Annotated in this window: 26 protein-coding genes and 1 tRNA gene; 11 read left to right on the top strand and 16 right to left on the bottom strand. The window is 69.4% G+C overall.

What is annotated here, in order from left to right; genetic code table 11:
* Window positions 1-136 precede the first annotated feature (136 nt).
* A complete protein-coding gene (locus tag OG747_RS28030; RefSeq protein ID WP_405882159.1) occupies window positions 137-1,435 on the bottom strand; it encodes an MFS transporter in 1,299 nt (432 codons plus the stop codon).
* Between the two features lie 117 nt (window positions 1,436-1,552).
* Here OG747_RS28030 and OG747_RS28025 point away from each other — a divergent pair, with 117 nt between their 5' ends.
* Both OG747_RS28025 and OG747_RS28020 read left to right on the top strand, forming a co-directional pair.
* Window positions 1,553-2,071: a MarR family winged helix-turn-helix transcriptional regulator gene (locus OG747_RS28025; RefSeq protein WP_405882158.1), complete on the top strand. Its 519-nt coding sequence runs from the start codon at window positions 1,553-1,555 to the stop codon at window positions 2,069-2,071.
* 144 nt (window positions 2,072-2,215) lie between these two features.
* Complete coding sequence (locus tag OG747_RS28020; protein WP_405882157.1) at window positions 2,216-2,518, top strand: hypothetical protein; 303 nt, start codon at window positions 2,216-2,218, stop codon at window positions 2,516-2,518.
* 137 nt (window positions 2,519-2,655) lie between these two features.
* Here the strand turns inward: OG747_RS28020 and OG747_RS28015 are convergent, their stop codons facing one another.
* Window positions 2,656-3,039, bottom strand: a complete 384-nt coding sequence (locus tag OG747_RS28015; protein ID WP_405882156.1) for a 4-oxalocrotonate tautomerase family protein — start codon at window positions 3,037-3,039, stop codon at window positions 2,656-2,658.
* A 137-nt stretch (window positions 3,040-3,176) separates the two neighbouring features.
* Here OG747_RS28015 and OG747_RS28010 point away from each other — a divergent pair, with 137 nt between their 5' ends.
* The gene (locus tag OG747_RS28010) at window positions 3,177-3,683 is read left to right on the top strand and encodes a MarR family winged helix-turn-helix transcriptional regulator (protein ID WP_405882155.1); all 507 of its coding nucleotides are present in this window, start codon (window positions 3,177-3,179) and stop codon (window positions 3,681-3,683) included.
* Here the strand turns inward: OG747_RS28010 and OG747_RS28005 are convergent.
* Window positions 3,593-4,621 (bottom strand): GlxA family transcriptional regulator, encoded by a 1,029-nt coding sequence (locus OG747_RS28005; protein WP_405882154.1) that lies wholly within the window; start codon window positions 4,619-4,621, stop codon window positions 3,593-3,595. The two genes, OG747_RS28010 and OG747_RS28005, sit on opposite strands and share 91 nt — an antisense overlap.
* Before the next feature lie 207 nt (window positions 4,622-4,828).
* Here OG747_RS28005 and OG747_RS28000 point away from each other — a divergent pair, with 207 nt between their 5' ends.
* The gene (locus tag OG747_RS28000; protein ID WP_405882153.1) at window positions 4,829-5,311 is read left to right on the top strand and encodes a DUF2269 family protein; all 483 of its coding nucleotides are present in this window, start codon (window positions 4,829-4,831) and stop codon (window positions 5,309-5,311) included.
* Between the two features lie 94 nt (window positions 5,312-5,405).
* Here the strand turns inward: OG747_RS28000 and OG747_RS27995 are convergent, their stop codons facing one another.
* The 8 genes from OG747_RS27995 to OG747_RS27960 form a co-directional block, all read right to left on the bottom strand.
* Complete coding sequence (locus OG747_RS27995) at window positions 5,406-5,918, bottom strand: hypothetical protein (protein WP_405882152.1); 513 nt, start codon at window positions 5,916-5,918, stop codon at window positions 5,406-5,408.
* A gap of 58 nt (window positions 5,919-5,976) precedes the next feature.
* Entirely contained in the window at window positions 5,977-6,165 is a 189-nt protein-coding gene (locus OG747_RS27990; RefSeq protein ID WP_405882151.1) for a hypothetical protein, read from the bottom strand.
* Window positions 6,166-6,248: 83 nt separating this feature from the next.
* Window positions 6,249-7,673, bottom strand: coding sequence for a DUF445 domain-containing protein (locus OG747_RS27985; RefSeq protein WP_405882150.1), 1,425 nt, complete (start codon window positions 7,671-7,673; stop codon window positions 6,249-6,251).
* 340 nt (window positions 7,674-8,013) lie between these two features.
* Complete coding sequence (locus OG747_RS27980) at window positions 8,014-8,946, bottom strand: DUF1707 domain-containing protein (RefSeq protein WP_405882149.1); 933 nt, start codon at window positions 8,944-8,946, stop codon at window positions 8,014-8,016.
* A 10-nt stretch (window positions 8,947-8,956) separates the two neighbouring features.
* Window positions 8,957-9,946 carry an ATP-binding cassette domain-containing protein gene (locus tag OG747_RS27975; protein WP_405885702.1) on the bottom strand — a complete coding sequence of 330 codons (990 nt, stop codon included), beginning with the start codon at window positions 9,944-9,946 and terminating at the stop codon, window positions 8,957-8,959.
* Window positions 9,947-10,099: 153 nt separating this feature from the next.
* Window positions 10,100-11,014: an ABC transporter permease gene (locus OG747_RS27970; RefSeq protein WP_405885700.1), complete on the bottom strand. Its 915-nt coding sequence runs from the start codon at window positions 11,012-11,014 to the stop codon at window positions 10,100-10,102.
* A 13-nt stretch (window positions 11,015-11,027) separates the two neighbouring features.
* The gene (locus OG747_RS27965; protein ID WP_405882148.1) at window positions 11,028-11,828 is read right to left on the bottom strand and encodes an ABC transporter permease; all 801 of its coding nucleotides are present in this window, start codon (window positions 11,826-11,828) and stop codon (window positions 11,028-11,030) included.
* A 378-nt stretch (window positions 11,829-12,206) separates the two neighbouring features.
* Window positions 12,207-12,731: a hypothetical protein gene (locus tag OG747_RS27960; RefSeq protein WP_405882147.1), complete on the bottom strand. Its 525-nt coding sequence runs from the start codon at window positions 12,729-12,731 to the stop codon at window positions 12,207-12,209.
* 10 nt (window positions 12,732-12,741) lie between these two features.
* Between OG747_RS27960 and OG747_RS27955 the strand changes: the two genes are divergently transcribed.
* A complete protein-coding gene (locus tag OG747_RS27955; RefSeq protein ID WP_405882146.1) occupies window positions 12,742-15,009 on the top strand; it encodes a transglycosylase domain-containing protein in 2,268 nt (755 codons plus the stop codon).
* Between the two features lie 185 nt (window positions 15,010-15,194).
* On the opposite strand, the gene bcp is transcribed toward OG747_RS27955, so the two are convergent.
* Window positions 15,195-15,662, bottom strand: coding sequence for a thioredoxin-dependent thiol peroxidase (gene bcp, locus OG747_RS27950; protein ID WP_405882145.1), 468 nt, complete (start codon window positions 15,660-15,662; stop codon window positions 15,195-15,197).
* Window positions 15,663-15,804: 142 nt separating this feature from the next.
* Here bcp and OG747_RS27945 point away from each other — a divergent pair, with 142 nt between their 5' ends.
* The 5 genes from OG747_RS27945 to OG747_RS27925 all read left to right on the top strand — a co-directional run bounded on the left by OG747_RS27945 (window position 15,805) and on the right by OG747_RS27925 (window position 18,188).
* On the top strand, window positions 15,805-16,143 hold the full coding sequence (locus OG747_RS27945) for a DUF3618 domain-containing protein (RefSeq protein ID WP_405882144.1): 339 nt from the start codon (window positions 15,805-15,807) through the stop codon (window positions 16,141-16,143).
* Window positions 16,144-16,240: 97 nt separating this feature from the next.
* Complete coding sequence (locus OG747_RS27940; protein ID WP_052454563.1) at window positions 16,241-16,543, top strand: co-chaperone GroES; 303 nt, start codon at window positions 16,241-16,243, stop codon at window positions 16,541-16,543.
* A 213-nt stretch (window positions 16,544-16,756) separates the two neighbouring features.
* Window positions 16,757-17,410: an HNH endonuclease signature motif containing protein gene (locus OG747_RS27935; RefSeq protein WP_405882143.1), complete on the top strand. Its 654-nt coding sequence runs from the start codon at window positions 16,757-16,759 to the stop codon at window positions 17,408-17,410.
* Window positions 17,407-18,069: an HNH endonuclease gene (locus OG747_RS27930; protein WP_405882142.1), complete on the top strand. Its 663-nt coding sequence runs from the start codon at window positions 17,407-17,409 to the stop codon at window positions 18,067-18,069. Before OG747_RS27935 ends, OG747_RS27930 begins: the two co-directional genes overlap by 4 nt.
* Before the next feature lie 35 nt (window positions 18,070-18,104).
* Window positions 18,105-18,188: transfer RNA gene (locus tag OG747_RS27925), tRNA-Leu, on the top strand.
* A gap of 44 nt (window positions 18,189-18,232) precedes the next feature.
* Here OG747_RS27925 and rdgB read toward each other — a convergent pair.
* From rdgB to OG747_RS27905, 4 genes are all read right to left on the bottom strand, one after another.
* A complete protein-coding gene (gene rdgB / locus OG747_RS27920; RefSeq protein ID WP_405882141.1) occupies window positions 18,233-18,835 on the bottom strand; it encodes an RdgB/HAM1 family non-canonical purine NTP pyrophosphatase in 603 nt (200 codons plus the stop codon).
* A 34-nt stretch (window positions 18,836-18,869) separates the two neighbouring features.
* Window positions 18,870-19,262 carry a hypothetical protein gene (locus tag OG747_RS27915; RefSeq protein WP_405882140.1) on the bottom strand — a complete coding sequence of 131 codons (393 nt, stop codon included), beginning with the start codon at window positions 19,260-19,262 and terminating at the stop codon, window positions 18,870-18,872.
* Window positions 19,263-19,407: 145 nt separating this feature from the next.
* Complete coding sequence (gene rph, locus OG747_RS27910; RefSeq protein WP_405882139.1) at window positions 19,408-20,142, bottom strand: ribonuclease PH; 735 nt, start codon at window positions 20,140-20,142, stop codon at window positions 19,408-19,410.
* Between the two features lie 129 nt (window positions 20,143-20,271).
* A complete protein-coding gene (locus OG747_RS27905; RefSeq protein ID WP_030569190.1) occupies window positions 20,272-20,505 on the bottom strand; it encodes a glucose PTS transporter subunit EIIB in 234 nt (77 codons plus the stop codon).
* Window positions 20,506-20,679: 174 nt separating this feature from the next.
* Here OG747_RS27905 and OG747_RS27900 point away from each other — a divergent pair, with 174 nt between their 5' ends.
* On the top strand, window positions 20,680-21,969 hold the full coding sequence (locus tag OG747_RS27900; protein ID WP_405882138.1) for a PTS transporter subunit EIIC: 1,290 nt from the start codon (window positions 20,680-20,682) through the stop codon (window positions 21,967-21,969).
* The last annotated feature ends 27 nt before the right edge of the window (window positions 21,970-21,996 follow it).

The raw sequence follows: 21,996 nt of genomic DNA, 5'->3' as shown, positions 1-21,996 counted from the left end.
CGCCTGGTCGACGGCATCACGACGGAGGACATCTACGGCCTCCGTGACGCCCGGGTCGAGGCCGCCGTGGGGACGGTGCCCGGCCGCGCCTTCCTCCCCGACGTTCCTCTTGAGGAGGCGCACCCCGCTGGCCGCGTCAATCCCCGGCTGTGGTGGACGAGTCAGGGAGACCGCTCGGCTCCGGCGTGGCCTTCTGGCCGGACGGACCCGGCGGAAGGGATGGCCCCGGTGCACCGGACGACGCGTCCCGCGCCGTAAGTCGTCGTACCCCTGGTATCGCCGCCGTGGCCAGGCAGGCCGCTGCGACCAGGGCGGCCGCGGAGGTGAGCGGCACTGCGGTGCCCCAGGCGTTTGCGGCCAGTGGTGCCAGCACGTAGCCGATCGGCATGGCGGCCATGGAAACCAGCCAGTCGTACGAGGTGACGCGGGCCAGGGCGTGGGCCGGGATGCGTTCCTGGACGACCGTTTCCCACACGGGGTTGAGGAAACCGAGTGCGGCGAGTGCCAGTCCGTACGAGATCACGAGCAGCGGTACCGGGCCGGGTATCGCCAGCACGATCAGCGGCAGGGCGTAGCTGGCCAGGCCCAGGTTCCCGGTCAGGACCGGGCGTCGCAGGCGGGCCCGACCGGCCAGTAGCGAACCGGTGAGCAGTCCGATCGCGCCCGCCTGGAGGACGGCCAACCAGACCCCCTCCCCGCCGAGTTCGTGAAGTGCGACGATCGGGCCGAGGGTGGCCAGCACTGCCGCCGCCCCATTCCATACGCCATGCGCCAGCAGACTGGTCCAGTACCAATCCCGGCTGCGTACCTCGGCCCAGCCCTCGTTCAGGTCGGCGCGCAGCGAGCGGTGTTCCACCGGTACCCGCTCGATCCGGATCGCGGCCAGCGTGCCCGCGCTGACCAGGAACGACACCGCGTCCAGTACGAAAGCCCAGCCCGCGCCCGCGGTCGCGAACATCAAGGCGGCGATCGCGGGGCCGGCCAGCCGCGCCGTGCTGGACGCCGTGCCCAGCAGCGCGTTGGCCTGTTGTCGGCCGGGGCCCGCGCTCACCGTCCCCGTGACGAGCGGCGCCTGCGTCGGCATGGCGAACGCCGATGCCGTCCCGCCGACCGCCTCGGCGGCCGCGATGTGAGCCAATGCCGGGTCTCCGCCGATCAGTTGGAGCCCCACGAAGAGCTGGGCCGCGCACCGCACCAGGTCCGTGGCGAGCGCGACCAGCCGGGCGTCGAAGCGGTCGGCGATCACTCCGCCGATCGGCAGCAGCAGAAGCCGCGGCACCATCGCACAGCCCAGGACGAGCGCCAGCGCGGACGCGGACCCGGTGGCCTTGGCGACGGCGATGGCGAGAGCAGCCGGGGTGACGGCGTCGCCCAGCAGGGACACGCAGCGCCCGGCGAAGAACAGACGAAAGGCGGGAAGCCCGAGAGGATTCACAGCGGAGAATGTATTTCGGCACCTAATCTTTCGTCAACGAAATACTTCGTTCGCCGGTGGCTTCGCAGGAGCCGTCCAGCAGCCGCTCATGAGCCACGGGCGCCATAGGATCAGCCCATGGAGGACCATGACGGGACCAATGGGCATGACTGGACCGATGGGCATGTCGACCGCTGGCTGCCCGTTCTGCCTGACCTCGACCCGGACATCGAGGGCGCGGTCACCCGAATGAAGCTGCTCTCCAGCCACCTGCGCCGGGTCCGCGAGCGGTCCCTGGTCGACTTCGGCCTCCAGCGGCACGAATTCGACACCCTGCACTCGCTCGCCGGACGCGGTGGCCACGCCGCCCCCTCCGAACTCGCCGCCGACCTCGACCTGGCCCCCGCCTCGGTCACCGGCCGGCTCGACGCCCTCGAACGGCGCGACTACATCCGCCGCGTCCACTCCGCCGCCGACCGTCGCCGCGTCGACGTCCAGCTCACCGATGCCGGGCGGGCGGCCTGGCTGGGCGCGATGGACGTACTCGGCGATGAGGAGTACCGCCTGCTGGGGGCCCTCGACGCCGGTGAGCGCAAGGCCCTGTCGGACATGCTCCGGCGCATCATGCTCGTCGCCGAGCGCTCCGAATCCGCCTAGCGGCACGGCATCCGCCCAGCGGGACAGCATCCGCCCAACAGGACCAACAGGTGTCGCGTCTCCCGTGGGGAGGGTGGTCGCCGACCGACCGTCTGCGCGAGTTAGCCTCGGTTCGTTCGACAGACGCAGCAGCGGGAGGCAGCAATGGCGAAGGTACCGGCCGCGGCGGTGGCCGCGGGTGGGCTCATCGGCGGGTACGGCGTGGCCCGGTGGACCAAGAAGCGGCAACTCGGCGGGGTTGTGCTGGCCGCTGCCGGAGCTACGGCCGCGCAGCAGTGGCGGCGGCAGGCCGGTGGGAAGGCCGCCGGGGCGCTGACCGCCGCGTACGTCGCCGCCTTCGCCGGGTCCCATCCGCTGGCCAAGAAGGTGGGCGCCTGGCCCTCCGTGTTCGGTGTCGCCGGGGCCGTGGCCCTCGCCTCGTGGGTCGTGGCCGACCGGCGGGCCTGAGCGCGTGCGCGATGGTACGGGCCTGAGCTCGTACGCGGCCGTACGGGCCTGAGTACGTACGACGGTCGCCGCCGGGCCCGCTCCTCACCATGAGCCCGGCGGCGGTCCCTCTCTACGCCGACTGCGTCGGCAACGGCTCAGACGACTTCCCCGCCCACCCCCGACTGTCCCGCCGGGACACCCACGATCAGCACGGTCACGTGTTCCCGTACGGACTCGCCCAGGACCGTGGTCACCGCTTCCGTCAGGGACCTGATCAGGCGGGCGGGTGCGTCGGGGATCCGGGGGTGGGTCAGGCCCCCTTCGCGCATGCTGAGCGTGACGAGCGGTGCGGGTGCCTTGCCGGGTGTGCCCGCGGTTCCCCAGCGGTGCTCAGGGACGCCGAACAGTTCCACTACGGCGACCGTACGCGCCCACTCTCCGACCACGGCGGCCACCGCGTCGGTCAGCGCCCGGATGAGCTTCGGTTCGACGTCTCCGTCGAGAGTCTCCTCGCGGATCTGCACGGTGAGGTGTGGCATGGGAGATCTCCGTTCACGTGGACAGTAGGTCAAGTGAGTGCGTCAGCGGGTGGCCGGCCAGGCGGTCGGTAGCATGACCACAGTTCCCTTTGAGGGCAAAGTATCTTTGGCCTCAAAGCTAATTCGAGGGATGGACGATGTCAACGAGCGTCGACGAAGCCATCAGGGCGCTGCTGCTGCTCATGCCCCGCATGGTCGGGCGGGCCAAGCGCATCCCGGTGCCCGAGGAGCTCCAGTCGCTGGCGCTCGCCCCGCGGCACCTGTCGCTGCTGTCGTATCTGCTCTTCGACGGGCCGATGAGCGTCAACGACCTGGCCGCCCGCCTCGAAGTCGCGCCGACCACCGTCAGCCTCATGGTCGGCGAGCTGAGCGGGAAGGGGATTCTGGAACGGCGGGAAGACCCGGCCGACCGGCGGCGACGCATCATCAGCATCACCGACGCCCAACGGCCTTCCATCTCCGCGTGGTTGTCGCGCGGAGCCACCGCCTGGCGTCAGGCGCTGGAACCGCTGACCCCCGATCAGCGGCAACTGGTCATCGACACCTTGCGCGCTTATGAGGCCGCGACGGTGGATACGGACTCCGCGCCCGAGCCCGAGACCGGGGGCGTGGCCGAGAGCGTGACCGAGGACCCCGTGCCCTGAAACGCCCGGCGGTAGGCGTACGGACTCGTGCCGACCACCCGCCTGAACCGCTCCCGGAACGCCGTCGGTGAACCGAAGCCCGCCTGGGTCGCGATGCGTTCGACCGGGTACGTGGTCGTCTCCAGAAGGTACTGGGCTCGGCGGACCCGGGCGCGGTGCAGCCACTGGAGGGGCGTGGTGGCTGTCTGTTCGCGGAAGCGGCGGTTGAGGGTACGGATGCTCATGCCGGCGTGGGCGGCGATGTCCTCCAGGGTCAGATCACGGTCCGCGTTCTCCTCCAGCCAGGCGAGGAGGGGCTCCATCGTGGTGCCGGACGGTACCGGGGGCTGGTCGTGGATGATGAACTGGGCCTGGCCGCCCTCCCGTTCGAGCGGCATGACCGACATCCGGGCCGCGTGCGCGGCGACCGCCGAACCGTGGTCCTTGCGAATCATGTGCAGGCACATGTCGAGGGCGGCGGCCGCGCCCGCCGAGGTGAGGAACTGGCCGTTGTCGACGTAGAGGACGTTCGGGTCGACGGTCACGGCGGGGTATCTGGCCGCCAAGTCCGCAGCCGCGAACCAGTGTGTGGTCGCGCGCAGCCCGTCCAGCAGGCCGGTGGCGGCGAAGACGAAGGCGCCGACGCAGATCGAGGCGATCCGGGTGCCGTTCGCGGCCGCCGCGCGCAGCGCCTGCGCCACGCCCGGCGGGAGCGGGGCGGCCGGGTCCGCGACGCCGGGCAGGATGATCGTGTCGGCCTCGGCCAGCGCCTCCAGGCCGTAGGGGGCGCGGATCGTGAACGGGCCCGCGCTCACCTCCTCGTCCGCGGTGGGCGAGCAGACCCGGATCCGGTAGGGCTGGCGGCCGTCCGGCAGCCGGGCCCAGCCGAAGGTGTCGATCGGGGCGGAGAGGTCGAAGGGGATGACCTGGTCGAGCGCCAGTACGGCCACGGTGTGCATGGCCAGAGCGTAGGCATACGGCGGATTGTGGCCAAGGGGGGCACCCACAGCCTCGTAAGGCCGTGTTCGGACCGTTTTGGGACCGTGTTCGGATCGTTTTCCCAACGTGACCAGGCCTTGCGAGGGGCCAAGGGCTTGGCGAGAATCCGTTGAGACCTGGCAGAACTGCCACTTCTGCAAGATCGGGACCGCCCCTAGCGTCACTCCGTGACCAAGTTCCTTCTCGCCGTGCACGTCCTCGCCGCGATCGTCGCGGTCGGGCCCGTCACGGTCGCCGCCAGCATGTTCCCGCCCAGTGCGCGCAAGGCGCTCGCCGCGCCCGGGGACGCCCAGGCCCTCTCCACCGTCCGGGTGCTGTACAGCATCTGCCGCGTGTACGCGATCGTCGGCGTCGTCGTTCCCGCGTTCGGGTTCGCCACGGCCCAGAACATGGGCGTACTCGGGGACACCTGGCTGATCGTCTCGATCGTGCTGACGGCCCTCGCCGCCGTCGTCCTCGCCGCGCTGGTCCTGCCCCGGCAGGCCGCGATCATGGAGGGCATCGGGGAGAGCCCTGACGGGGCTGGGGAGAGCGGCGTCATTCAGCGGGCCACGGCTCGGCTCGCCATGTTCACCGGGCTCTTCAACCTCCTCTGGGCCACCGTCACGATCCTGATGATCGTCCGACCGGGGTCCACCACGGGCGCTTAGCCGGCCGACCCGTCGTGGTCGACAGCGCCCGGCAGTACGTGGGCATGTACCGCGGCAAGCCGGCTTTCGGGCGCAGTCACGCCCGCGTACCGGTTCACCACCACTGCGCGAGCGACAGTTCCTCGTCCGGCGAATCGGGAGAGTCGGGAAAGTCGGGAGAGCCGGGAGAGTCCGGCGACATCGGCCACCCGGACCGGTACCGTCGCGCCACCGTCGTCGCGACCAGCACCCCCGCCGCGACCACCAGCGTGAAGAACGCCCAGGCCAGCGGCCAGACCACCGCGTCCGGGGGCTCCGGCTGGGAGTGGAAGGATAGGTACATCAGCGCGGCCGGTGGCACCGCCACCAGCAGCAACGGCCAGGCAAGCGCGTCCCGGCGGCCGAAGTACGCCGCCAGGAGCAGCAGGGCCACTCCGAGGACGACGATGCCGAGGACGGTCACCGGTGTCGTCTCGGTGATCGACCCCGTCGTCTCGGGGCGGTTGCGCAGGTCCCAGGGGAGGCAGAGGAGGTACGCCGCACTGGAGAGGGCGGCGCCGAGCACGCGCGTCAGCCAGCGTTCCGGCCAGGGGCGCGTTCGCAGAGGGCCTAACAGCTTCTCGGTCATGTGTACGAGGGTCCCCGCCCGGGCGGCGGGCCGACAGAGTACGCGTACTCAGAAACACCTACATGATGGTGCGTTCGGCGGGTCGGCTCGACGTCGCGGGGGCATCTCCGCGCAGACACGTTCCTCCACGGACGGACGCCACCAGCCGTTCGGCCTTGAGGACCGTGCCGGGGGCGGAGGTCGGTCGCCGGCCGATGTCCGCCGGGTCGAGAGAGCTCGCCGGGAGGGGAGCGGTGTTCGGGGCCACGATCGACAGCGGGGAGCCGCCGATCGTGCCCAGCCGGAAGCCGCCGTTGATGATCAGGTCCCGGGTTCCCTTCCGAGAGCGGCCTACGCTCCCACCACCTGCGACACCGTATAGATCAGCAGCCCGGCCAGCGAACCCACCACTGTGCCGTTGATCCGGATGAACTGCAGGTCACGGCCGATGTGGGCCTCGATCTTCTTCGTCGTGTGCTCGGCGTCCCAGCCGGCCACCGTGTCGGTGATGAGGGAGGTGATCTCCTTCCGGTACGTCGTCACTACGTACACCGCCGCGCCCTCGATCCACCTGTCGACCTTGGCCTGGAGCTTGGGATCGGTGGCCATGCGGGCGCCCAGCGAGAGCAGGGAGGCCCGCACGCGCAGCCGCAGCTCGCTGCGCTCGTCCTCGGCGGCGGACACGATCATGGACCGTACGGCCGTCCAGGCGGAGGCGATCAGATCCTGGACCTCGCCACGGCCGAGCACCTCGCCCTTGAGGCGTTCCACCCGCGCGCGGGTGTCGGTGTCGGACTGGAGGTCGGCCGCGAAGTCGGTGAGGAAGCGGTCGAGGGCGCCGCGGGCCGGGTGGGAGGGCGCGTCGCGCATCTCGGTGACGAAGCGGAGCAGCTCCTTGTAGACCCGCTCGCCGACCTTCTTGTCGACGAAGCGCGGGGTCCAGCCGGGCGCGCCGCCCTGGACCGCGTCCATGACCTGCTCGTCGTGGAACACCAGCCAGTCGTGGGCACGGATGCAGATCAGGTCCACGACCCGCTTGTGGCCGCCGTCCGCGACGATCTTCTCCAGCATCTTTCCTATGCCGGGCGCTATCTCCGCGGCGTCGGCGCGGCGGGTGATGGCCTCGCCCACCACCGCCTGTACGTCCGAGTCCCGCAGGACCGTGAGGGCACCGCGGAGTGCGGTCGCCAGCTCTGCGGTCACCCGGTCGGCGTGGTCCGGTTCGGCGAGCCAGGTGCCGAGACGACTGCCGATGCCCACGGCGCGCAGGCGCTGTCGTACGACATCGGAGGAGAGGAAGTTCTCGCCGACGAACTCGCCCAGCGACACACCCAGCTGATCCTTCTTGGTGGGGATGATCGCGGTGTGCGGGATGGGCAGGCCCAGCGGATGGCGGAAGAGGGCCGTGACCGCGAACCAGTCGGCGAGCGCGCCGACCATGCCCGCCTCGGCGGCCGCGGCGACGTAATCGGCCCAGGTGCCCGCGCCCTCGTGGGAGACCCACTTGGCCAGGACGTACACGAGTGCGACGAAGAGCAGCAGGCCGGTCGCCGTCGCCTTCATACGACGGACCCCGCGGCGCTTCTCCTCGTCGGCGGGGCTGAACGAGGTCATCGCGCGGTTCGCCGAACCAGGTGGGGTCGTCGCGCGGCCGGTCTGGTCGACGGCGGTCGTCGCGCGGTTCGTGAGGGCGCCCGGCCGGGCATGCTGCCCTTCGACGTCCGCTTCTTTCCGTTCTTTCCGTTCTTTCTGTTCTTTCCGTTCCGTGCGTTCCATTCACTCCACCCGTTCGCCGACCCCGTTCGCCGACCTCGTCCACCGAGCCGTTCGATGGTCCCGTGCGAGGGCCCCGTACACATTGTCCCTTCATGACCGACTCCCGGAACGGAGCAGGAGTTCCCCGTGTCTGTGTGTGCGGGAGGAAATCAGGGGGATCTCGGGGTCATCTCCACCAGCGACAAGGGGTACAAGCGGATGGCGGAGGTGTTCGACGCGGTTCTCCGTGCCCCTTACGGGACGCTCCACTCGGCCGGAGGCACTCCAGTCGGGTGAGCGATCCGTAATGAACCCGTGGCAGACTGTCACGCGCGCACCCGGCGCCAGGCGACGTCGGACGCTAGTAGCCGCCGTGCCTTCGCCTGTGGCGGTCCTCCCTGCGCTCCCTGTGGCGCTCCCGGCGCTCCTCCATGCGCTCCCTGCGTTCCTCGTGGCGTTCGCGGATCAGGTCGTGGGCGTCGTCGAGGGCGTCGAACATGTCGCCGAGGCCGTCACGGCCCTCACGGCCCTCACCGTCCTCGCGGCGCGAACCCTCCAGTTCCTTGCGGGCGGCCCTGCGCTCCAGTTTCTCCTGGCGGCGCTCCTCCTTCAGGCGCAGCCGCTCGGCCCGGGTCGCCTTCCGTTCCACGCCGACGCCACCCCAGAAGGCGAAGCCCGTGACGATCACGCGCGGGGCGCCGGGGTCCCCGGGCCGCCCCTCCTCGCGGTGGTCGAAGCCGCCCATGATGCCGATGCCGCGGACGACGACCTCGACGCCCGGCGGTACGACGACGTTCATGCCGCCCATGATCGCGACGCAGTTGACGACGACCTCGCGGTCCGCGAAGTTCGCCTCGCGCAGGTCGATCTCGCCGCCGCCCCAGAACGCGAAGGAGGCGAACCTCTTGGGCACGGTCCAGCGGCCCTTGCGCTCGAAGCCCGACAGGATGGCGACACCCCACGAGGACGAGCCCTCGCCGCCGACGATCCGCTCCGCCCAAGCCCCGCTCTCCGCGGGCTGCTTGACCATGGAGACCGGGGACACGGCCTGCGCACCCGGCAGATCGCGGGTGATCGGCGCCAGCTCGCCGTACGTACGCGCCTTGAACGTCGCCTCCAGCCGCTCCTCGAACTCCTCCATGTCGAGGCGGCCCTCCGCGAGGGCGTCCCGCAGCTGTTCGGCGACTCGTTCACGATCGGCGTCGGAGGCTCGGAGCTCCGGAACGGGGGGCCGGGGGGCCTGCGGCGTCAGCCGCTGATCGTCGCTTCCCCCGGAAAACTCAGCTTCGGTCATGGAAGCCAGCCTACGAGAGAGCCTTCTCCGCGTACATGCGGCTGATGACCGCCTCGATGTCCGGCTCCCGCACCGACAGGTCCACCAAGGGGTACTCGGCCGCGACCCGTGCCACCAGCTCGGCCGCCGAGGCCGCCGCGGGGAAGGCGAGCCACTGCCTGGGGCCCTCCACCTTCACCACCCGCGCCGAGTCCACCTCGATCGGCGGAAGCTCCCGCTCCAGGTCGACCACGAGGGTTCGCTCGCTCTCCCCCACCTCGTGCAGCCCGGTCAGCGGACCGTCGTACATCAGCCGCCCGTGGTCGATGACCATGACCCGCCGGCACAACTGCTCGATGTCGGTGAGGTCGTGCGTGGTGAGCAGTACCGTCGTACCGCGCTCGGCGTTCAAGTCCCGCAGGAAGCCCCGGACCTTGGCCTTGCTGATCACGTCCAGGCCGATCGTCGGCTCGTCGAGGTAGAGGATCTCGGGGTCGTGCAGCAGCGCCGCCGCGATGTCACCGCGCATCCGCTGCCCCAGGGACAACTGCCGCACCGGAACGTCCAACAGGTCGCCCAGGTCGAGGAGTTCGACGCAGCGGTCGAGGTTGTCGCGGTAACGGGCGTCCGGGATCCGGTACATGCGGTGCATCAGCCGGTAGGAGTCGATCAGCGGGAGGTCCCACCACAGGGTCGTACGCTGCCCGAAGACGACCCCGATGCGCTGCGCGAGCCGCGTGCGCTCACGGGACGGGTCGATGCCCGCGACCCGCAGCCGACCGCCGCTCGGGGTGAGGATGCCGGTCAGCATCTTGATGGTGGTCGACTTGCCCGCGCCGTTCGGGCCGATGTAGCCGACCATCTCGCCGCGCGGCACGGTGAAGGAGAGGGAGTCGACGGCCCGCACCTGGCGCCGCTCACTGCGCAGGAAGCCGGTCTTCCTGCGCACGTCGAAGACCTTCTCGACGCCGTCGAGTTCGATGAAGGCGTCGACCGGGTCCGTAACCGGGCATGATTCCAGGCCAGTTTCCGAGTTTTCCGAGTCGGCTTTCACTTTGTCCGAGTCGGCTTTCGCCTTGTCCGTGTCAGCATTCGCTTTGCCCGCGTCGGCTTTCGCCTTGTCCGTGTCAGCATTCGCTTTGCCCGCGTCAGTTTCCGTGTTTTCCACGTCAGTTCAGCTCCCCGTACTGCGATACGAACGAAGTCCCGCCCGCCAGGCGACCCCCGCCAGCGCGCAGCAGCCCGCCGCGACCAGGGGTGGTGTGAAGGCGACCCAGGTCGGCAGGTCGAGCGGATAGGGCCGCCCCAGCACATACAGCCCGGGCAGCCAGTTCACGAAGGCCAGCGGAAGCACGAAGGTCACCCCGCGCACCAGGTCCTTGGTGAAGACGGTCGGCGGGTACTGCAGGAGGGTGCTGCCGCCGTAGGTGAAAGAGTTCTGCACCTCGGAGGCGTCCTGCGCCACGAACTGGAAGGCCGCGCCCGCCACGAACACGGCCGAGAAGATCGCGCCGCCGCTGAGCAGCATCAGCGGGACCATGAGCAGTCTGAGCGGCGTCCAGTCGATGTCCAGTACGGCGACGGAGTACCCGAGGACCAGCAGCCCCTGGGTGATCCGGCCGAGGCGGCGCAGCGCGAAGCGGTCGGCGGCGACCTGGGCGAGAACGGGCACGGGGCGCACGAGGAGCGTGTCCAGCGTGCCGTCGCGCACCCTGCGCCCGAGCCGGTCCATCGAACCGAGCACGAGGTCCGCGAGCCCGAAGGCGGTGTCCGCGACGCCGTACAGGAACGCGACCTCGGGAAGGCTGTAGCCGCCGAGCCGGTCGACCTGCGAGAACATCAGCAGGATCGCGACGAAGTCGAGGGCGGTGGCCGCGAAGTTGCCGAAGGTGGTCAGCGCGAAGGAGGCGCGGTAGGCCATCGTGGAGCGGATCCACATGGCGGCGATCATGCGGTAGGCGCGCACTCCGTCGCGTACGCGGGCGTACGCCCCCTGCTGGGCCGCCACCCAAGAGTCGTGCACCGGCCGTTCGTCCGCAGGGTCCACCGGGCCCACAGGGTCCACGACCCCGCCCACGGCATCAGCCATCCCGCCCGCAGAGTCAGCCACCCTGCACCACCACCCTCCTCGTCGCCACCGACTGGATCAGCCGTCCGAGTGCCAGCAGCCCGAGCGCCCAGGCCCCCTGGAAGGCGTACGTGCCCAGCGGATCCGCCGTGCCGAGCAGGACGTCCACGGGTGCCTGGACCAGGGACGACCAGGGCAAGGCGCGTACGACCTCGCCCAACACGCCCGGGAAGACGTTCAGCGGCAGCATCATCCCCGAGCAGAAGACGCCCGCGATCATGGACATCTGCGCCACGCCCGCCCCGTCGAGGAGCCAGAACGCGGACAGCGCCACCAGATACCGGATCGAGAAGCTGACGAGCACCCCGAGCGCGACCGCGACCAGGAACGCGATCCAGGTCAACGGGTCGACGGGCAGCGCGAGTTCGAAGCAGAGCGCGCCGAACAGCAGCGGGATCACGCCGCGCCCCAGCAGATGGAACAGCGCACGGCCCGCGTCCTGGGCCAGCCACCACAGCTGGAGGTCGGCGGGACGGTACAGGTCGATCGCGATGTCACCCGTACGGATGCGCTCCATCAGTTCGTCCTCGAAGCCTCCGCCCATCGTGGCCATCACCATGAGCAGCGCCTGGGACAGCCACACATAGGTGAGCGCCTGGGCCTGGTCATAGCCGCCGAGGTGCGGTTTCTCGTCCCACAGGGCCATGAAGATGTACGCCAGGATCAGCCCGAAGACGGTGTTGGTGAAGACCCCGGCCGCGGTCGCCGTCCGATAGGTGGCGTAGCGGCGGAACGCGCCCACCGCGACGGCCGTGTACAACCGCCCTGTCCCCACGAGGAAGTCCTCCTTGCACCAAGAGGGCCGTTTTGGCCGAAGCGCAGGAGCCTAGCCCCCTCCCGGCATCCCCTGCCAGGCATTTACCGGGTGCGACGGGTGCCGGGATCCGGGAACGGAACGCTTGGTGCGGCAGTCTTCAAGAGGGGGCGCATAAGGCGTACGAGGGCGTACGGGAACGTACGACGCGAAACAGGAGTACGGCGAACAGATGAGCGACAAGCCGCAGCCGCAGCAGAACAGCCAGGGCTGGGCACCCAGGGAACCAGTGTCGGTTCCTCAGGCAACACCGAGCGGGGCGGCCGAGCCGGGGACGCCCGGGAAGCCGGGCAATCCGGGGGGACCCGGCGGTCAGGGCGAGCCAGGCGGTCAGGGCGGTCAGAAGGGGCTGGGCAAGCCCGGCAGACAGAAGGGGCCGAGCGAGCCTGGCGGCCAGAAGGAGCTGGGCAAACCCGGCAGACAGAAGGGGCTGGACAGTCTGAGCAGGCCTGCCAGTCCGGACACGTCCGCCGGTCTGAGCACGCCCGCCAGTCCGAGCACACCCGCCGGTCCGGACACGCCCACCGGTCTGGACACGCCCACCAGTCCGAGCACACCCGCCGGTCCGGACACGCCCACCAGTCCGAGCACACCCGCCGGTCCGAGCACACCCGCCGGTCCGGACACACCCACCAGTCCGAGCACACCCGCCAGTCCGGACACACCCGCCGGTCCGGACACACCCACCAGTCCGAGCACACCCGCCAGTCCGGACACACCCGCCAGTCCGAGCACACCCCCCGGTCCGGACACACCCGCCAGTCCGAGCACACCCCCCGGTCCGAGCACACCCGGCAAGAAGCCCAAGCGGAAGCGGACCGGCTGGCGGCGGCTCATCCCGACCTGGCGGGTGGTGCTCGGCACGTTCGTCGGCGTGACACTCCTCCTGATCGGCCTGTTCGCGCTCGGCTACTACATGGTGAAGATCCCGCCCGCGAACGACGCCGCGACCAAGCAGAGCAACGTCTACCTGTACGCGGACGGCAGCCAGCTCGCCCGCGACGGTGAAGTCAACCGCGAGAACGTGACGCTCGCCCAGATCTCGAAGGACGCCCAGCACGCGGCGCTCGCCGCCGAGGACCGGGACTTCTACACCGAGTCGGCCATCGACCCGAAGGCGATGATCCGCGCCGGCTGGAACACCGCCACCGGCAAGGGCAAGCAGTCCGGCTCGACGATCACCCAGCAGTACGTGAAGAACTACTACCTGGGCCAGGAGCAGACCGCCACGCGGAAGGTGAAGGAGTTCTTCATCTCCATCAAGCTCGACCGCCAGACGAGCAAGGACGACATCCTCGAGGGCTACCTCAACACCAGCTACTACGGCCGCAACGCGTACGGCATCCAGGCCGCCGCCCAGGCCTACTACGGCGTCGACGCCCAGGATCTGACGGTCGGCCAGGGCGCCTACCTCGCCGCGCTGCTGAACGCACCGAGCGAGTACGACGTGGTCGCGCACCCCGAGAACAAGGCGGCGGCGGTGGCGCGCTGGAACTACGTCCTCGACGGCATGGTCAAGAAGCAGTGGCTGACCCAGGCGGCGCGGGACAAGGTGACGTTCCCGCAGCCCAGGCAGGAGGTCGTCGCGGCCGGCATGTCGGGCCAGCGCGGCTACCTGGTGCAGGCGGTCAAGGACTACCTGACCACCAACAAGATCATCGACGAGGACACCCTCGCCACCGGCGGCTACCGCATCACGACCACCCTGCAGAAGTCCAAGCAGAACGCCTTCGTGAAGGCCGTCAACGACCAGGTGATGTCGAACCTCGACAAGAAGAACCGCAAGGTCGACCGGTACGTCCGCGCCGGCGGCGTCTCCATCGACCCGGCCACCGGCAAGGTCGTCGCGATGTACGGCGGCATCGACTACACCAAGCAGTACGTCAACAACGCGACGCGCCGTGACTACCAGGTCGGCTCCACCTTCAAGCCGCTCGTGTTCACCTCGGCCGTACAGAACGGCTCGCAGACCCAGGACGGCCGCGCGATCACCCCGAACACCGTCTACGACGGCACCGACAAGCGCCCCGTGCAGGGCTGGAGCGGCGGCTCGTACGCGCCCGAGAACGAGGACAACGTCTCGTACGGGCCCATCTCCGTGCGCACCGCCACCGACAAGTCCGTCAACGCCGTGTACGCGCAGATGGCCGTCGACGTCGGCCCCAGCAAGGTCAAGCAGACGGCCGTCGACCTCGGCGTCCCCTCCACCACCCCCGACCTGACCGCCACCCCGTCCATCGCGCTCGGCCCGTCCACCGCCAGCGTCCTCGACATGGCGGGGGCGTACGCGACGCTCGCCAACCATGGCAAGCGTGGCACGTACACGCTGGTCGAGAAGCTCACCAAGGACGGTACGTCGGACGTGAGCCTGCCCAAGCAGGCCACCAAGCAGGCGGTGAGCCGGGAGGCCGCCGACACCACCACCTCCGTCCTGCAGAGCGTCGTCGAGGGCGGCACCGGTACGGCCGCGCAAGCCGCCGACCGGCCCGCCGCGGGCAAGACCGGCACCGCGGAGGAGGACCAGGCGGCCTGGTTCGCCGGTTACACCCCCAACCTCGCCACCGTCGTCGCCGTCATGGGCCAGGACCCCGACACCGGCGCCCACAAGTCCCTCTACGGCGCCCTCGGCCAGCCCCGCATCAACGGCGGCGGCTACCCGGCGAAGATCTGGGCCCAGTACACGAAGTCCGCCCTCAAGGGCACCAGCGCGAAGGACTTCGACCTCCAGCTCCAGCCCGGCGCGGAGGAGCAGCAGCAGCTCCCGAGCACCGGCCCCACCGACCAGTCCCCCGGCACCGGCGGCCAGAACACCGGCGGCACGACCACCGGCGGAACGGCCAGCCAGAGCCCGCCCCCGGGTCAGACCCAGGGCCAGACGAACGGCCAGACCCAGGGCCAGACGCAGGGACAGACCCAAGGCCAGACGCAGGGCCAGACGAACGGCGGCACCACCACCACGGGCGGCACAAGCACCGGAACGACCACCGGCGGCACGACGAACGCGGGCACCACCACGGGCACCACCACCGGCACCACCACCGGCGGCACCACGGCCCCGTCGGGCGGGACGACGGACGGAGGCACGACGGGGACGACCGCGGGGGCGGGCGCGCTGAGCGGACTGACGTCGCGAAAACAGTGACGTAAGCAGTGACGTAAACAGTGACGAAAGCAGTGCCCCGTCCCTGGACGGCGGAACGGCCCGCACCGGATCACATCGAACCGGTGCGGGCCGTTCCACCCTCAGGGACACCCAGGGACACTCAGGGACACTCAGGGACACACCCAGGGACACCCAGAGACACCCAGAGACCGCTGCGCGAACGCTCAGATCCCCAGATCCTTGATGATCTTCGCCACGTGCCCGGTCGCCTTCACGTTGTACAGCGCCCGCTCGACCTTGCCCTCCTCGTCCACGATCACTGTGGAACGGATGACGCCGACGTACGTCTTGCCGTAGTTCATCTTCTCGCCGTAGGCGCCGTACGCCTCCAGGACGGTCTTGTCGGGGTCGCCGACGAGGGTGACCTTCAGGGACTCCTTCTCACGGAACTTGGCGAGCTTCTCGGGCTTGTCGGGCGAGACGCCGATGACGTCGTAGCCCGCGCTCGCGAGGACGTCGAGGTTGTCCGTGAAGTCACAGGCCTGCTTGGTGCAGCCGGGGGTCAGGGCGGCCGGGTAGAAGTAGACGATGACCTTGCGGCCCTTGTGGTCGGCGAGGGAGACCTCGTTGCCGTCGGCGTCGGGCAGGGTGAAGGCGGGGGCGGTGTCGCCGGGCTGGAGTCGCTCGCTCATCGGTACCTCACGTGGCCGGGGGATGCTTACGGGACTACGGGACTACGGAACGAGCGTAATGGGGGTGCCGGGGAGTGAGCGGCGACCCAAGCTGACAGACTGTCGATGGCACGAATCACCACACGACCACGGAGGCAGCGCGGTGTCGGATACGTCGAGAACGTCGGATACCAGGACTCCGGCGCAGATCGAGGCGGACATCAAGCGCCGCCGCGAAACGCTCGCCGAGACGCTCGACGAGATCGGCGTGCGCGTGCACCCGAAGACGATCATCGGAGACGCCAAGGCCAAGGTCGCCTCGAACATCGACCACACGCTCGGCCGCGCCTACGTCGGCGTCAACCGCGTGGTCGGCGATGTGAAGGGTCAGTTCGTCACCGAGGACGGCGCGCCGCGGCTCGAGCGCATCGTGCCCGTGGCGCTCGTCGTGGTCGGGGTCGTGGGTCTGCTCACCGTGGGCTCGCGACGGCGCAAGCGCTGACCCGGCTGCGTACGGACCGGTCAAAGACAGGTAGGTTCGGAACGTGAGCGCCAATCGGGACAAGCAGACACCCCACCACGACAAGTTGCCCATCCGCATGCTGCACGACCGCGTGCTGGTGCGGCAGGACGCCGCCGAGGGCGAGCGGCGTTCCGGCGGCGGCATCCTGATCCCCGCGACGGCGGCCGTCGGCCGGCGCCTCGCCTGGGCCGAGGTCGTCGCGGTCGGGCAGAACGTACGGACGGTGGAACCGGGCGACCGCGTCCTCTACGACCCCGAGGACCGGGCCGAGGTCGAGGTACGGGGGACCGCGTACGTGCTGATGCGGGAGCGGGATCTGCACGCCGTGGCGGCCGACCGCTTCGAGGGCTCCGAGGACTCGACCGGCTTGTATTTGTAGGGCGTATGCCGTTCAGAGGGGCTGGTGACCATGGTCACCAGCCCCTTTTGCCTGGGCGAGTACGGGACGGTCGGAAGCCTCCCGAGTGGACATGTGTGCACGCCCGAAAGGCCCGACTGCCGATCAGCAGAATATCGAGCGACGTAACCATCCGATCAACGGTTCGTTACTCCGTGCGAGGTCACGAACATGTGGCCGGAACGGAGGGGAATCATGCCGGTCAGCCCGTACACGAGGGAGCGCCTGGAGGAGGCGGCGAGGTCGTCGCGGACGCTATCGGAGGCGTTGACGAAACTGGGGGTGGATCCGAAGAGTTCGTCACGGCGGTATCTGAACGAGCGCATGAAGAAGCTGGACGTGGACATCTCGCACTTCGAGCACGAAGGGGTGCGATGGACGAAAGACATCCTTGAGGCGGCGGTTTCGGCTTCGACGAACATGTGCGAGGTGCTCCGCAGACTCGGGCTTGAGGTCGTCGGTGGACATCACACGCACATCAGCCGCCGGATCAAGGCGTACGGCATCGACACCTCGCACTTCCAAATGCCGACCCGACGTGGGGAGACCAGACGACCTCGGACGCCGGAGGCCTTGCTCGTCGAGCAGACGGCTGGCCATGCCCGGCGCATCCCCAGCGACCGCCTCAAATGGGCATTGACAGCCCTGGGAGTGCCTGAGCGTTGCGCGCGCTGCGGTACGGAACCGGTCTGGCGTGGACACCCACTGCCCCTGGAGGTCGACCACATCGACGGCAACTGGCGTGACAACCGCATCGAGAACCTCCGATTCCTCTGCCCCAACTGCCACTCGACGACGGACAGTTACCGAGGTCGCGGCAAAGGACATGCAAGGAGTGGCACCTCATGAGCAACGGCGTGCAGTACACCCACGAGCGATTGATTCAGGCCGCCGGGCAGTGCTCCGACATCGACGAGGTCATCGCCTTCTTCGGCACCCGGCCGTACGGCAAGCTCCGTCGACACCTTTACAAACGCTTCGAGCACTTCGGGATCGACACCTCGCACTTCCCCCGCAATGGCCGACGTGGGCCGCAGGACCTGCCGAGTGAGAGTGAGTTGCGCCAAGCAGTCACCGAGTCCATTTCCATCGCTGGCGTTCTCCGGTTACTGCAACGCCCGGACAACTCACGGCTACGCGCGCTGCTCCCCGAGTTGACCACCGCATACGGCATCGACACCTCGCACTTCCTGGGGCAGGCACATCAGCGCGGGAAACCCGGCCCGACACCTCTGAAGCGGCCGGAGGACTTGCTCGTCAAGCACAGCGGCAGGCGTCGCACGAGGACGGCACTACTTCGCCGGGCGCTCCGCGAAAGCGGCGTACCAGAAGAATGCGCCGAGTGCGCTACCGGCCCTGAGTGGCTCGGCGAGCCGATGACGCTGGAGGTCGATCACATCAACGGAGACTGGAGCGACGACCGGCGCGAGAACCTGCGGTTGCTGTGCCCCAACTGCCACGCGATCACCAGCACGTGGTGCAGAGGTGGAAACCGACGTCGCACATAGACGAGCACCGCATCACCGGTAGCATGGGCTCGCACGCGGCCGTTGCTGAATGGTATAAGCGGAGGTTTTAGGTGCCTCTGGGCCTTGCGCCCATGTGGGTTCGAATCCCATCGGCCGCACACGCGCAGAGGGGCCGTCCGGCGAGGCGGCCCCTCTCCGTATCTCAGCCCAACAACTCCCGAACCACCGGCACCAGCGCCCTGAACGCCTTCCCCCGGTGGCTGATCGCGTTCTTCTCCTCGGGAGAGAGCTCCGCGCAGGTGCGGGTCTCCCCCTCCGGCTGGAGGATCGGGTCGTAGCCGAAGCCGTTCGTGCCGGTCGGGGTGTGGCGCAGCGTCCCCCTCAGCTGGCCCTCGACGACCCGCTCCGTGCCGTCCGGCAGGGCGAGCGCCGCCGCGCAGGCGAAGTGGGCGCCCCGGTGGGACTCGTCGACGTCGGTGAGCTGGGCGAGGAGGAGGTCCAGGTTTGCGCGGTCGTCTCCGTGCTGCCCTGCCCAGCGGGCGGAGAAGATGCCGGGGGCGCCGTTCAGGACGTCCACGCAGAGGCCGGAGTCGTCGGCGACGGCCGGGAGGCCTGTGGCCTGGGCCAGGGCGTGGGCCTTCAGGAGGGCGTTCTCGGCGAAGGTGACGCCGGTTTCCTTGACGTCGGGGATGTCCGGGTAGGCGTCCGCGCCGACGAGGTCGTGGGTGAGACCTGCGTCGGCGAGGATCGCCTTCAGCTCGGTGATCTTTCCGGCGTTGCGGGTGGCGAGGATCAGGCGGGTCATGGGGACCAGTATCCAAGGGCCGGAGAGGTGCCGGTTACGGCGTGCAGACCTTCGTCAGTTCTCCCGCCGCGTCCGTGACCGGGCTGACGTCGGGGGTGCTGTCGCCGTTCTTGATGGCTGTACGGACGTTTCCGACGGCCTTGTTCAGGTCGTCGACCGCCTTGTTGACGTCGGCGTTGTCCGTCTTGTTGCCGATCTTGTCGAGGTTCTTCTCGATCGCGTTGAGGGACTCGTCGGTCTGCGTCGGGTCGTTCGCCGCGTTCTCCACCGCCTGCTGGAGGTTGGTGACGCTGTCGGCGATGGAGTCCGCGGTCTGGACGCAGTCCAGGGCCTTGTTGACGGCGTCGCAGCCGACGGCCGCCGGCAGGGCGACGAGTGCGGCGACGACGGCGAATGCGGCTGTGCGGCGTCGGTGGCGCGCGGCCATGGAACGGTCCCTCCCCGTGGACAAGATGTGGTCGACCCCGTAGCGCGGTCTGCTCGACCCCGCGGCGCGGTCGCTCGACCCCGTGCGGGGGCCGGCGGGGGCGCACGGCTGGACCGTACGCCCGTACCCCTAAGAACGCGAAGGGTTATTCCGCGGTTGCCTCAAGGGCCGCCCGCTGGATCGCGGCGAGGTCGTCGCAGCCCGCGACGGCCAGGTCGAGCAGGGCGTTCAGCTCCTTGCGGTCGAAGGGTTCGGCCTCCGCGGTGCCCTGGACCTCGACGAAGCGGCCGTCGCCGGTGCAGACGACGTTCATGTCGGTGTCGGCCTTCACGTCCTCCTCGTAGCAGAGGTCCAGGAGGGGGACTCCGCCGACGATGCCGACCGAGACGGCGGAGACCGTGCCGGTCAGGGGCTTGCGGCCGGGCTTGACGAGCTTCTTCGCCTGCGCCCAGGTGATCGCGTCGGCGAGGGCCACGTACGCGCCGGTGATGGCGGCCGTGCGCGTTCCGCCGTCGGCCTGGAGGACGTCGCAGTCGAGGACGATGGTGTTCTCGCCGAGCGCCTTGTAGTCGATGACGGCGCGCAGGGAGCGGCCGATGAGACGTGAGATTTCGTGGGTACGGCCGCCGATCTTGCCGCGGACCGACTCGCGGTCGCCGCGGGTGTTGGTGGCGCGGGGAAGCATGGAGTACTCGGCGGTGACCCAGCCTTCTCCGCTGCCCTTGCGCCAGCGCGGGACGCCCTCGGTGACGGAGGCGGTGCAGAACACCCTGGTGTCGCCGAAGGAGACGAGGACGGAGCCCTCGGCGTGCTTGCTCCAGCCGCGCTGGATGGTGATGGGGCGCAGTTGTTCGGGGGTGCGGCCGTCGATTCGAGACATGGCGATGAGCCTAGCCGTATACGGGTGAGGGGCCGCCTCCGGTTGCGGAAGCGGCCCCTCAGGGGTGAGCTACGGGGGCTCAAGGGTGCCCCTTTGACTCACGTCGGTTCATATCTGACCCACATCGGTTCACATCATGTCTTCGATGTCCGCGGCGATGGGGTCGGCGTCGGTGCCGATGACGACCTGGATGGCGGTGCCCATCTTGACGACGCCGTGGGCGCCGGCGGCCTTCAGGGCGGCCTCGTCGACCTTGCTCGGGTCCACGACCTCGGTGCGCAGGCGGGTGATGCAGCCCTCGACCTCTTCGATGTTGTCGATGCCGCCGAGCCCGGCGACGATCTTCTCAGCCTTCGTGGCCATGTCCTACTCCCTGATCAGAACCGCTTTGTCGCAGTAACCCACAGTTGGCCCATCTTTGCGAGCGGCCAGGTCGTGCGTACCGAATGATGGCGTTCACGACAGCGCAACCGTTCGCCGACTGGTCTACACCAGTGGGCGGGCCGTCGCCAACCCGGCCCCGTCCGGAGGACGCCCATGAGTGCCGACAGCGCCGCCGCGCCCGCACGGGCCCGCTGGAACAGCCTGTTCCAGGGGTTGCAGAAGATGGGCCGCAGCCTCCAGTTGCCGATCGCCGTGCTGCCGGCCGCGGGTCTCCTCATCGGGCTCGGGCAGCCCGGCGTGTTCGGCGCCGAGGGGCTCGGCTGGGACAACGTCTCCAAGGTGATGAGGGGTGCCGGCGGCGCGCTGCTCGACGGCTCACTGGGGCTGCCGATGCTGTTCTGCGTGGGTGTGGCCATCGGCATGGCGAAGAAGGCGGACGGGTCGACGGCGCTCGCGGCGGTCGCGGGGTTCCTCGTCTACTACAACGTGCTGCGCCAGTTCCCGGTGAGCTGCGCGGGCGGGGCGAAGGCCCTGCCGAACATCGGCTGTCAGGCGGCCGATTTCACCGTGGCTCCGTTCACGTACCAGAATCCGGGGGTCTTCGGCGGTATCGCCATGGGGCTGATGACCGCGTACTTCTGGCAGCGCTTCCACCGCACCAGGCTGGTCGACTGGCTCGGCTTCTTCAACGGGCGGCGGCTGGTGCCGATCATCATGGCGTTCGTGGCCATCGCGTTCGCGGCGCTGTGCCTGTGGGTCTGGCCGCCGGTCGGCCGGGGGCTCGAACACTTCGGCGACTGGCTGGTGGGACTGGGCTCCTGGGGTGCCGGTCTCTTCGGCGTGGCCAACCGGGCGCTGCTGGTGATCGGTCTGCACCAGTTCCTGAACGTGCCCGTCTGGTTCCAGTTCGGCAGTTACACCACGCCGGACGGGACGGTCGTGCACGGCGACATCAACATGTTCCTGGCGGGCGATCCGAACGCGGGGCAGTTCACGTCCGGGTTCTTCCCCATCATGATGTTCGCGCTGCCGGCGGCGGCCCTGGCCATCACGCACTGCGCCCTGCCGAGCCGGCGCAAGGAGATCGGCGGGCTGATGCTCTCGGTCGCGCTGACCTCGTTCGTCACGGGCATCACCGAACCGATCGAGTACTCCTTCCTGTTCGTCGCGCCGCTGCTGTACGGGGTCCACGCGGTGCTGACGGGGGTGTCGATGGCGGTGACGTGGGGGTTGGGCGTGCACGACGGCTTCACCTTCTCCGCGGGGCTCATCGACTACGTCATCAACTGGCATCTGGCGACCAGACCGTGGGCGATCGTGCCGATCGGGTTGTGCTTCGCGGCGGTGTACTACGTGATCTTCCGGTTCGCGATCACGAAGTTCGATCTGAAGACTCCGGGGAGGGAGTCGGAGGAGGAGCACGAGGACACGACGAAGCCATAGGAGCCAGAGGAGCCGGGGGGGCATAGG

It is taken from the genome of Streptomyces sp. NBC_01384, assembly GCF_045040035.1.
GTDB lineage: Bacteria > Actinomycetota > Actinomycetes > Streptomycetales > Streptomycetaceae > Streptomyces.
The sequence above is the reverse complement of the archived record's forward strand: the minus strand, read 5'-3'. Positions and strand labels throughout refer to the sequence as shown.

What these genes read in the sequence shown, in the direction of transcription:
- OG747_RS28025 (WP_405882158.1), top strand. Translation starts at nt 1,553, where the DNA reads ATGGAGGACCATGACGGGACCAATGGGCATGACTGGACCGATGGGCAT.
- OG747_RS28020 (WP_405882157.1), top strand. Translation starts at nt 2,216, where the DNA reads ATGGCGAAGGTACCGGCCGCGGCGGTGGCCGCGGGTGGGCTCATCGGC.
- OG747_RS28015 (WP_405882156.1), bottom strand. Translation starts at nt 3,039, where the DNA reads ATGCCACACCTCACCGTGCAGATCCGCGAGGAGACTCTCGACGGAGAC.
- OG747_RS28010 (WP_405882155.1), top strand. Translation starts at nt 3,177, where the DNA reads ATGTCAACGAGCGTCGACGAAGCCATCAGGGCGCTGCTGCTGCTCATG.
- OG747_RS28005 (WP_405882154.1), bottom strand. Translation starts at nt 4,621, where the DNA reads ATGCACACCGTGGCCGTACTGGCGCTCGACCAGGTCATCCCCTTCGAC.
- OG747_RS27995 (WP_405882152.1), bottom strand. Translation starts at nt 5,918, where the DNA reads ATGACCGAGAAGCTGTTAGGCCCTCTGCGAACGCGCCCCTGGCCGGAA.
- OG747_RS27985 (WP_405882150.1), bottom strand. Translation starts at nt 7,673, where the DNA reads ATGGAACGCACGGAACGGAAAGAACAGAAAGAACGGAAAGAACGGAAA.
- OG747_RS27980 (WP_405882149.1), bottom strand. Translation starts at nt 8,946, where the DNA reads ATGACCGAAGCTGAGTTTTCCGGGGGAAGCGACGATCAGCGGCTGACG.
- OG747_RS27970 (WP_405885700.1), bottom strand. Translation starts at nt 11,014, where the DNA reads ATGGCTGATGCCGTGGGCGGGGTCGTGGACCCTGTGGGCCCGGTGGAC.
- bcp (WP_405882145.1), bottom strand. Translation starts at nt 15,662, where the DNA reads ATGAGCGAGCGACTCCAGCCCGGCGACACCGCCCCCGCCTTCACCCTG.
- OG747_RS27940 (WP_052454563.1), top strand. Translation starts at nt 16,241, where the DNA reads ATGCTGCACGACCGCGTGCTGGTGCGGCAGGACGCCGCCGAGGGCGAG.
- OG747_RS27935 (WP_405882143.1), top strand. Translation starts at nt 16,757, where the DNA reads ATGCCGGTCAGCCCGTACACGAGGGAGCGCCTGGAGGAGGCGGCGAGG.
- OG747_RS27930 (WP_405882142.1), top strand. Translation starts at nt 17,407, where the DNA reads ATGAGCAACGGCGTGCAGTACACCCACGAGCGATTGATTCAGGCCGCC.
- rdgB (WP_405882141.1), bottom strand. Translation starts at nt 18,835, where the DNA reads ATGACCCGCCTGATCCTCGCCACCCGCAACGCCGGAAAGATCACCGAG.
- OG747_RS27915 (WP_405882140.1), bottom strand. Translation starts at nt 19,262, where the DNA reads ATGGCCGCGCGCCACCGACGCCGCACAGCCGCATTCGCCGTCGTCGCC.
- rph (WP_405882139.1), bottom strand. Translation starts at nt 20,142, where the DNA reads ATGTCTCGAATCGACGGCCGCACCCCCGAACAACTGCGCCCCATCACC.
- OG747_RS27905 (WP_030569190.1), bottom strand. Translation starts at nt 20,505, where the DNA reads ATGGCCACGAAGGCTGAGAAGATCGTCGCCGGGCTCGGCGGCATCGAC.
- OG747_RS27900 (WP_405882138.1), top strand. Translation starts at nt 20,680, where the DNA reads ATGAGTGCCGACAGCGCCGCCGCGCCCGCACGGGCCCGCTGGAACAGC.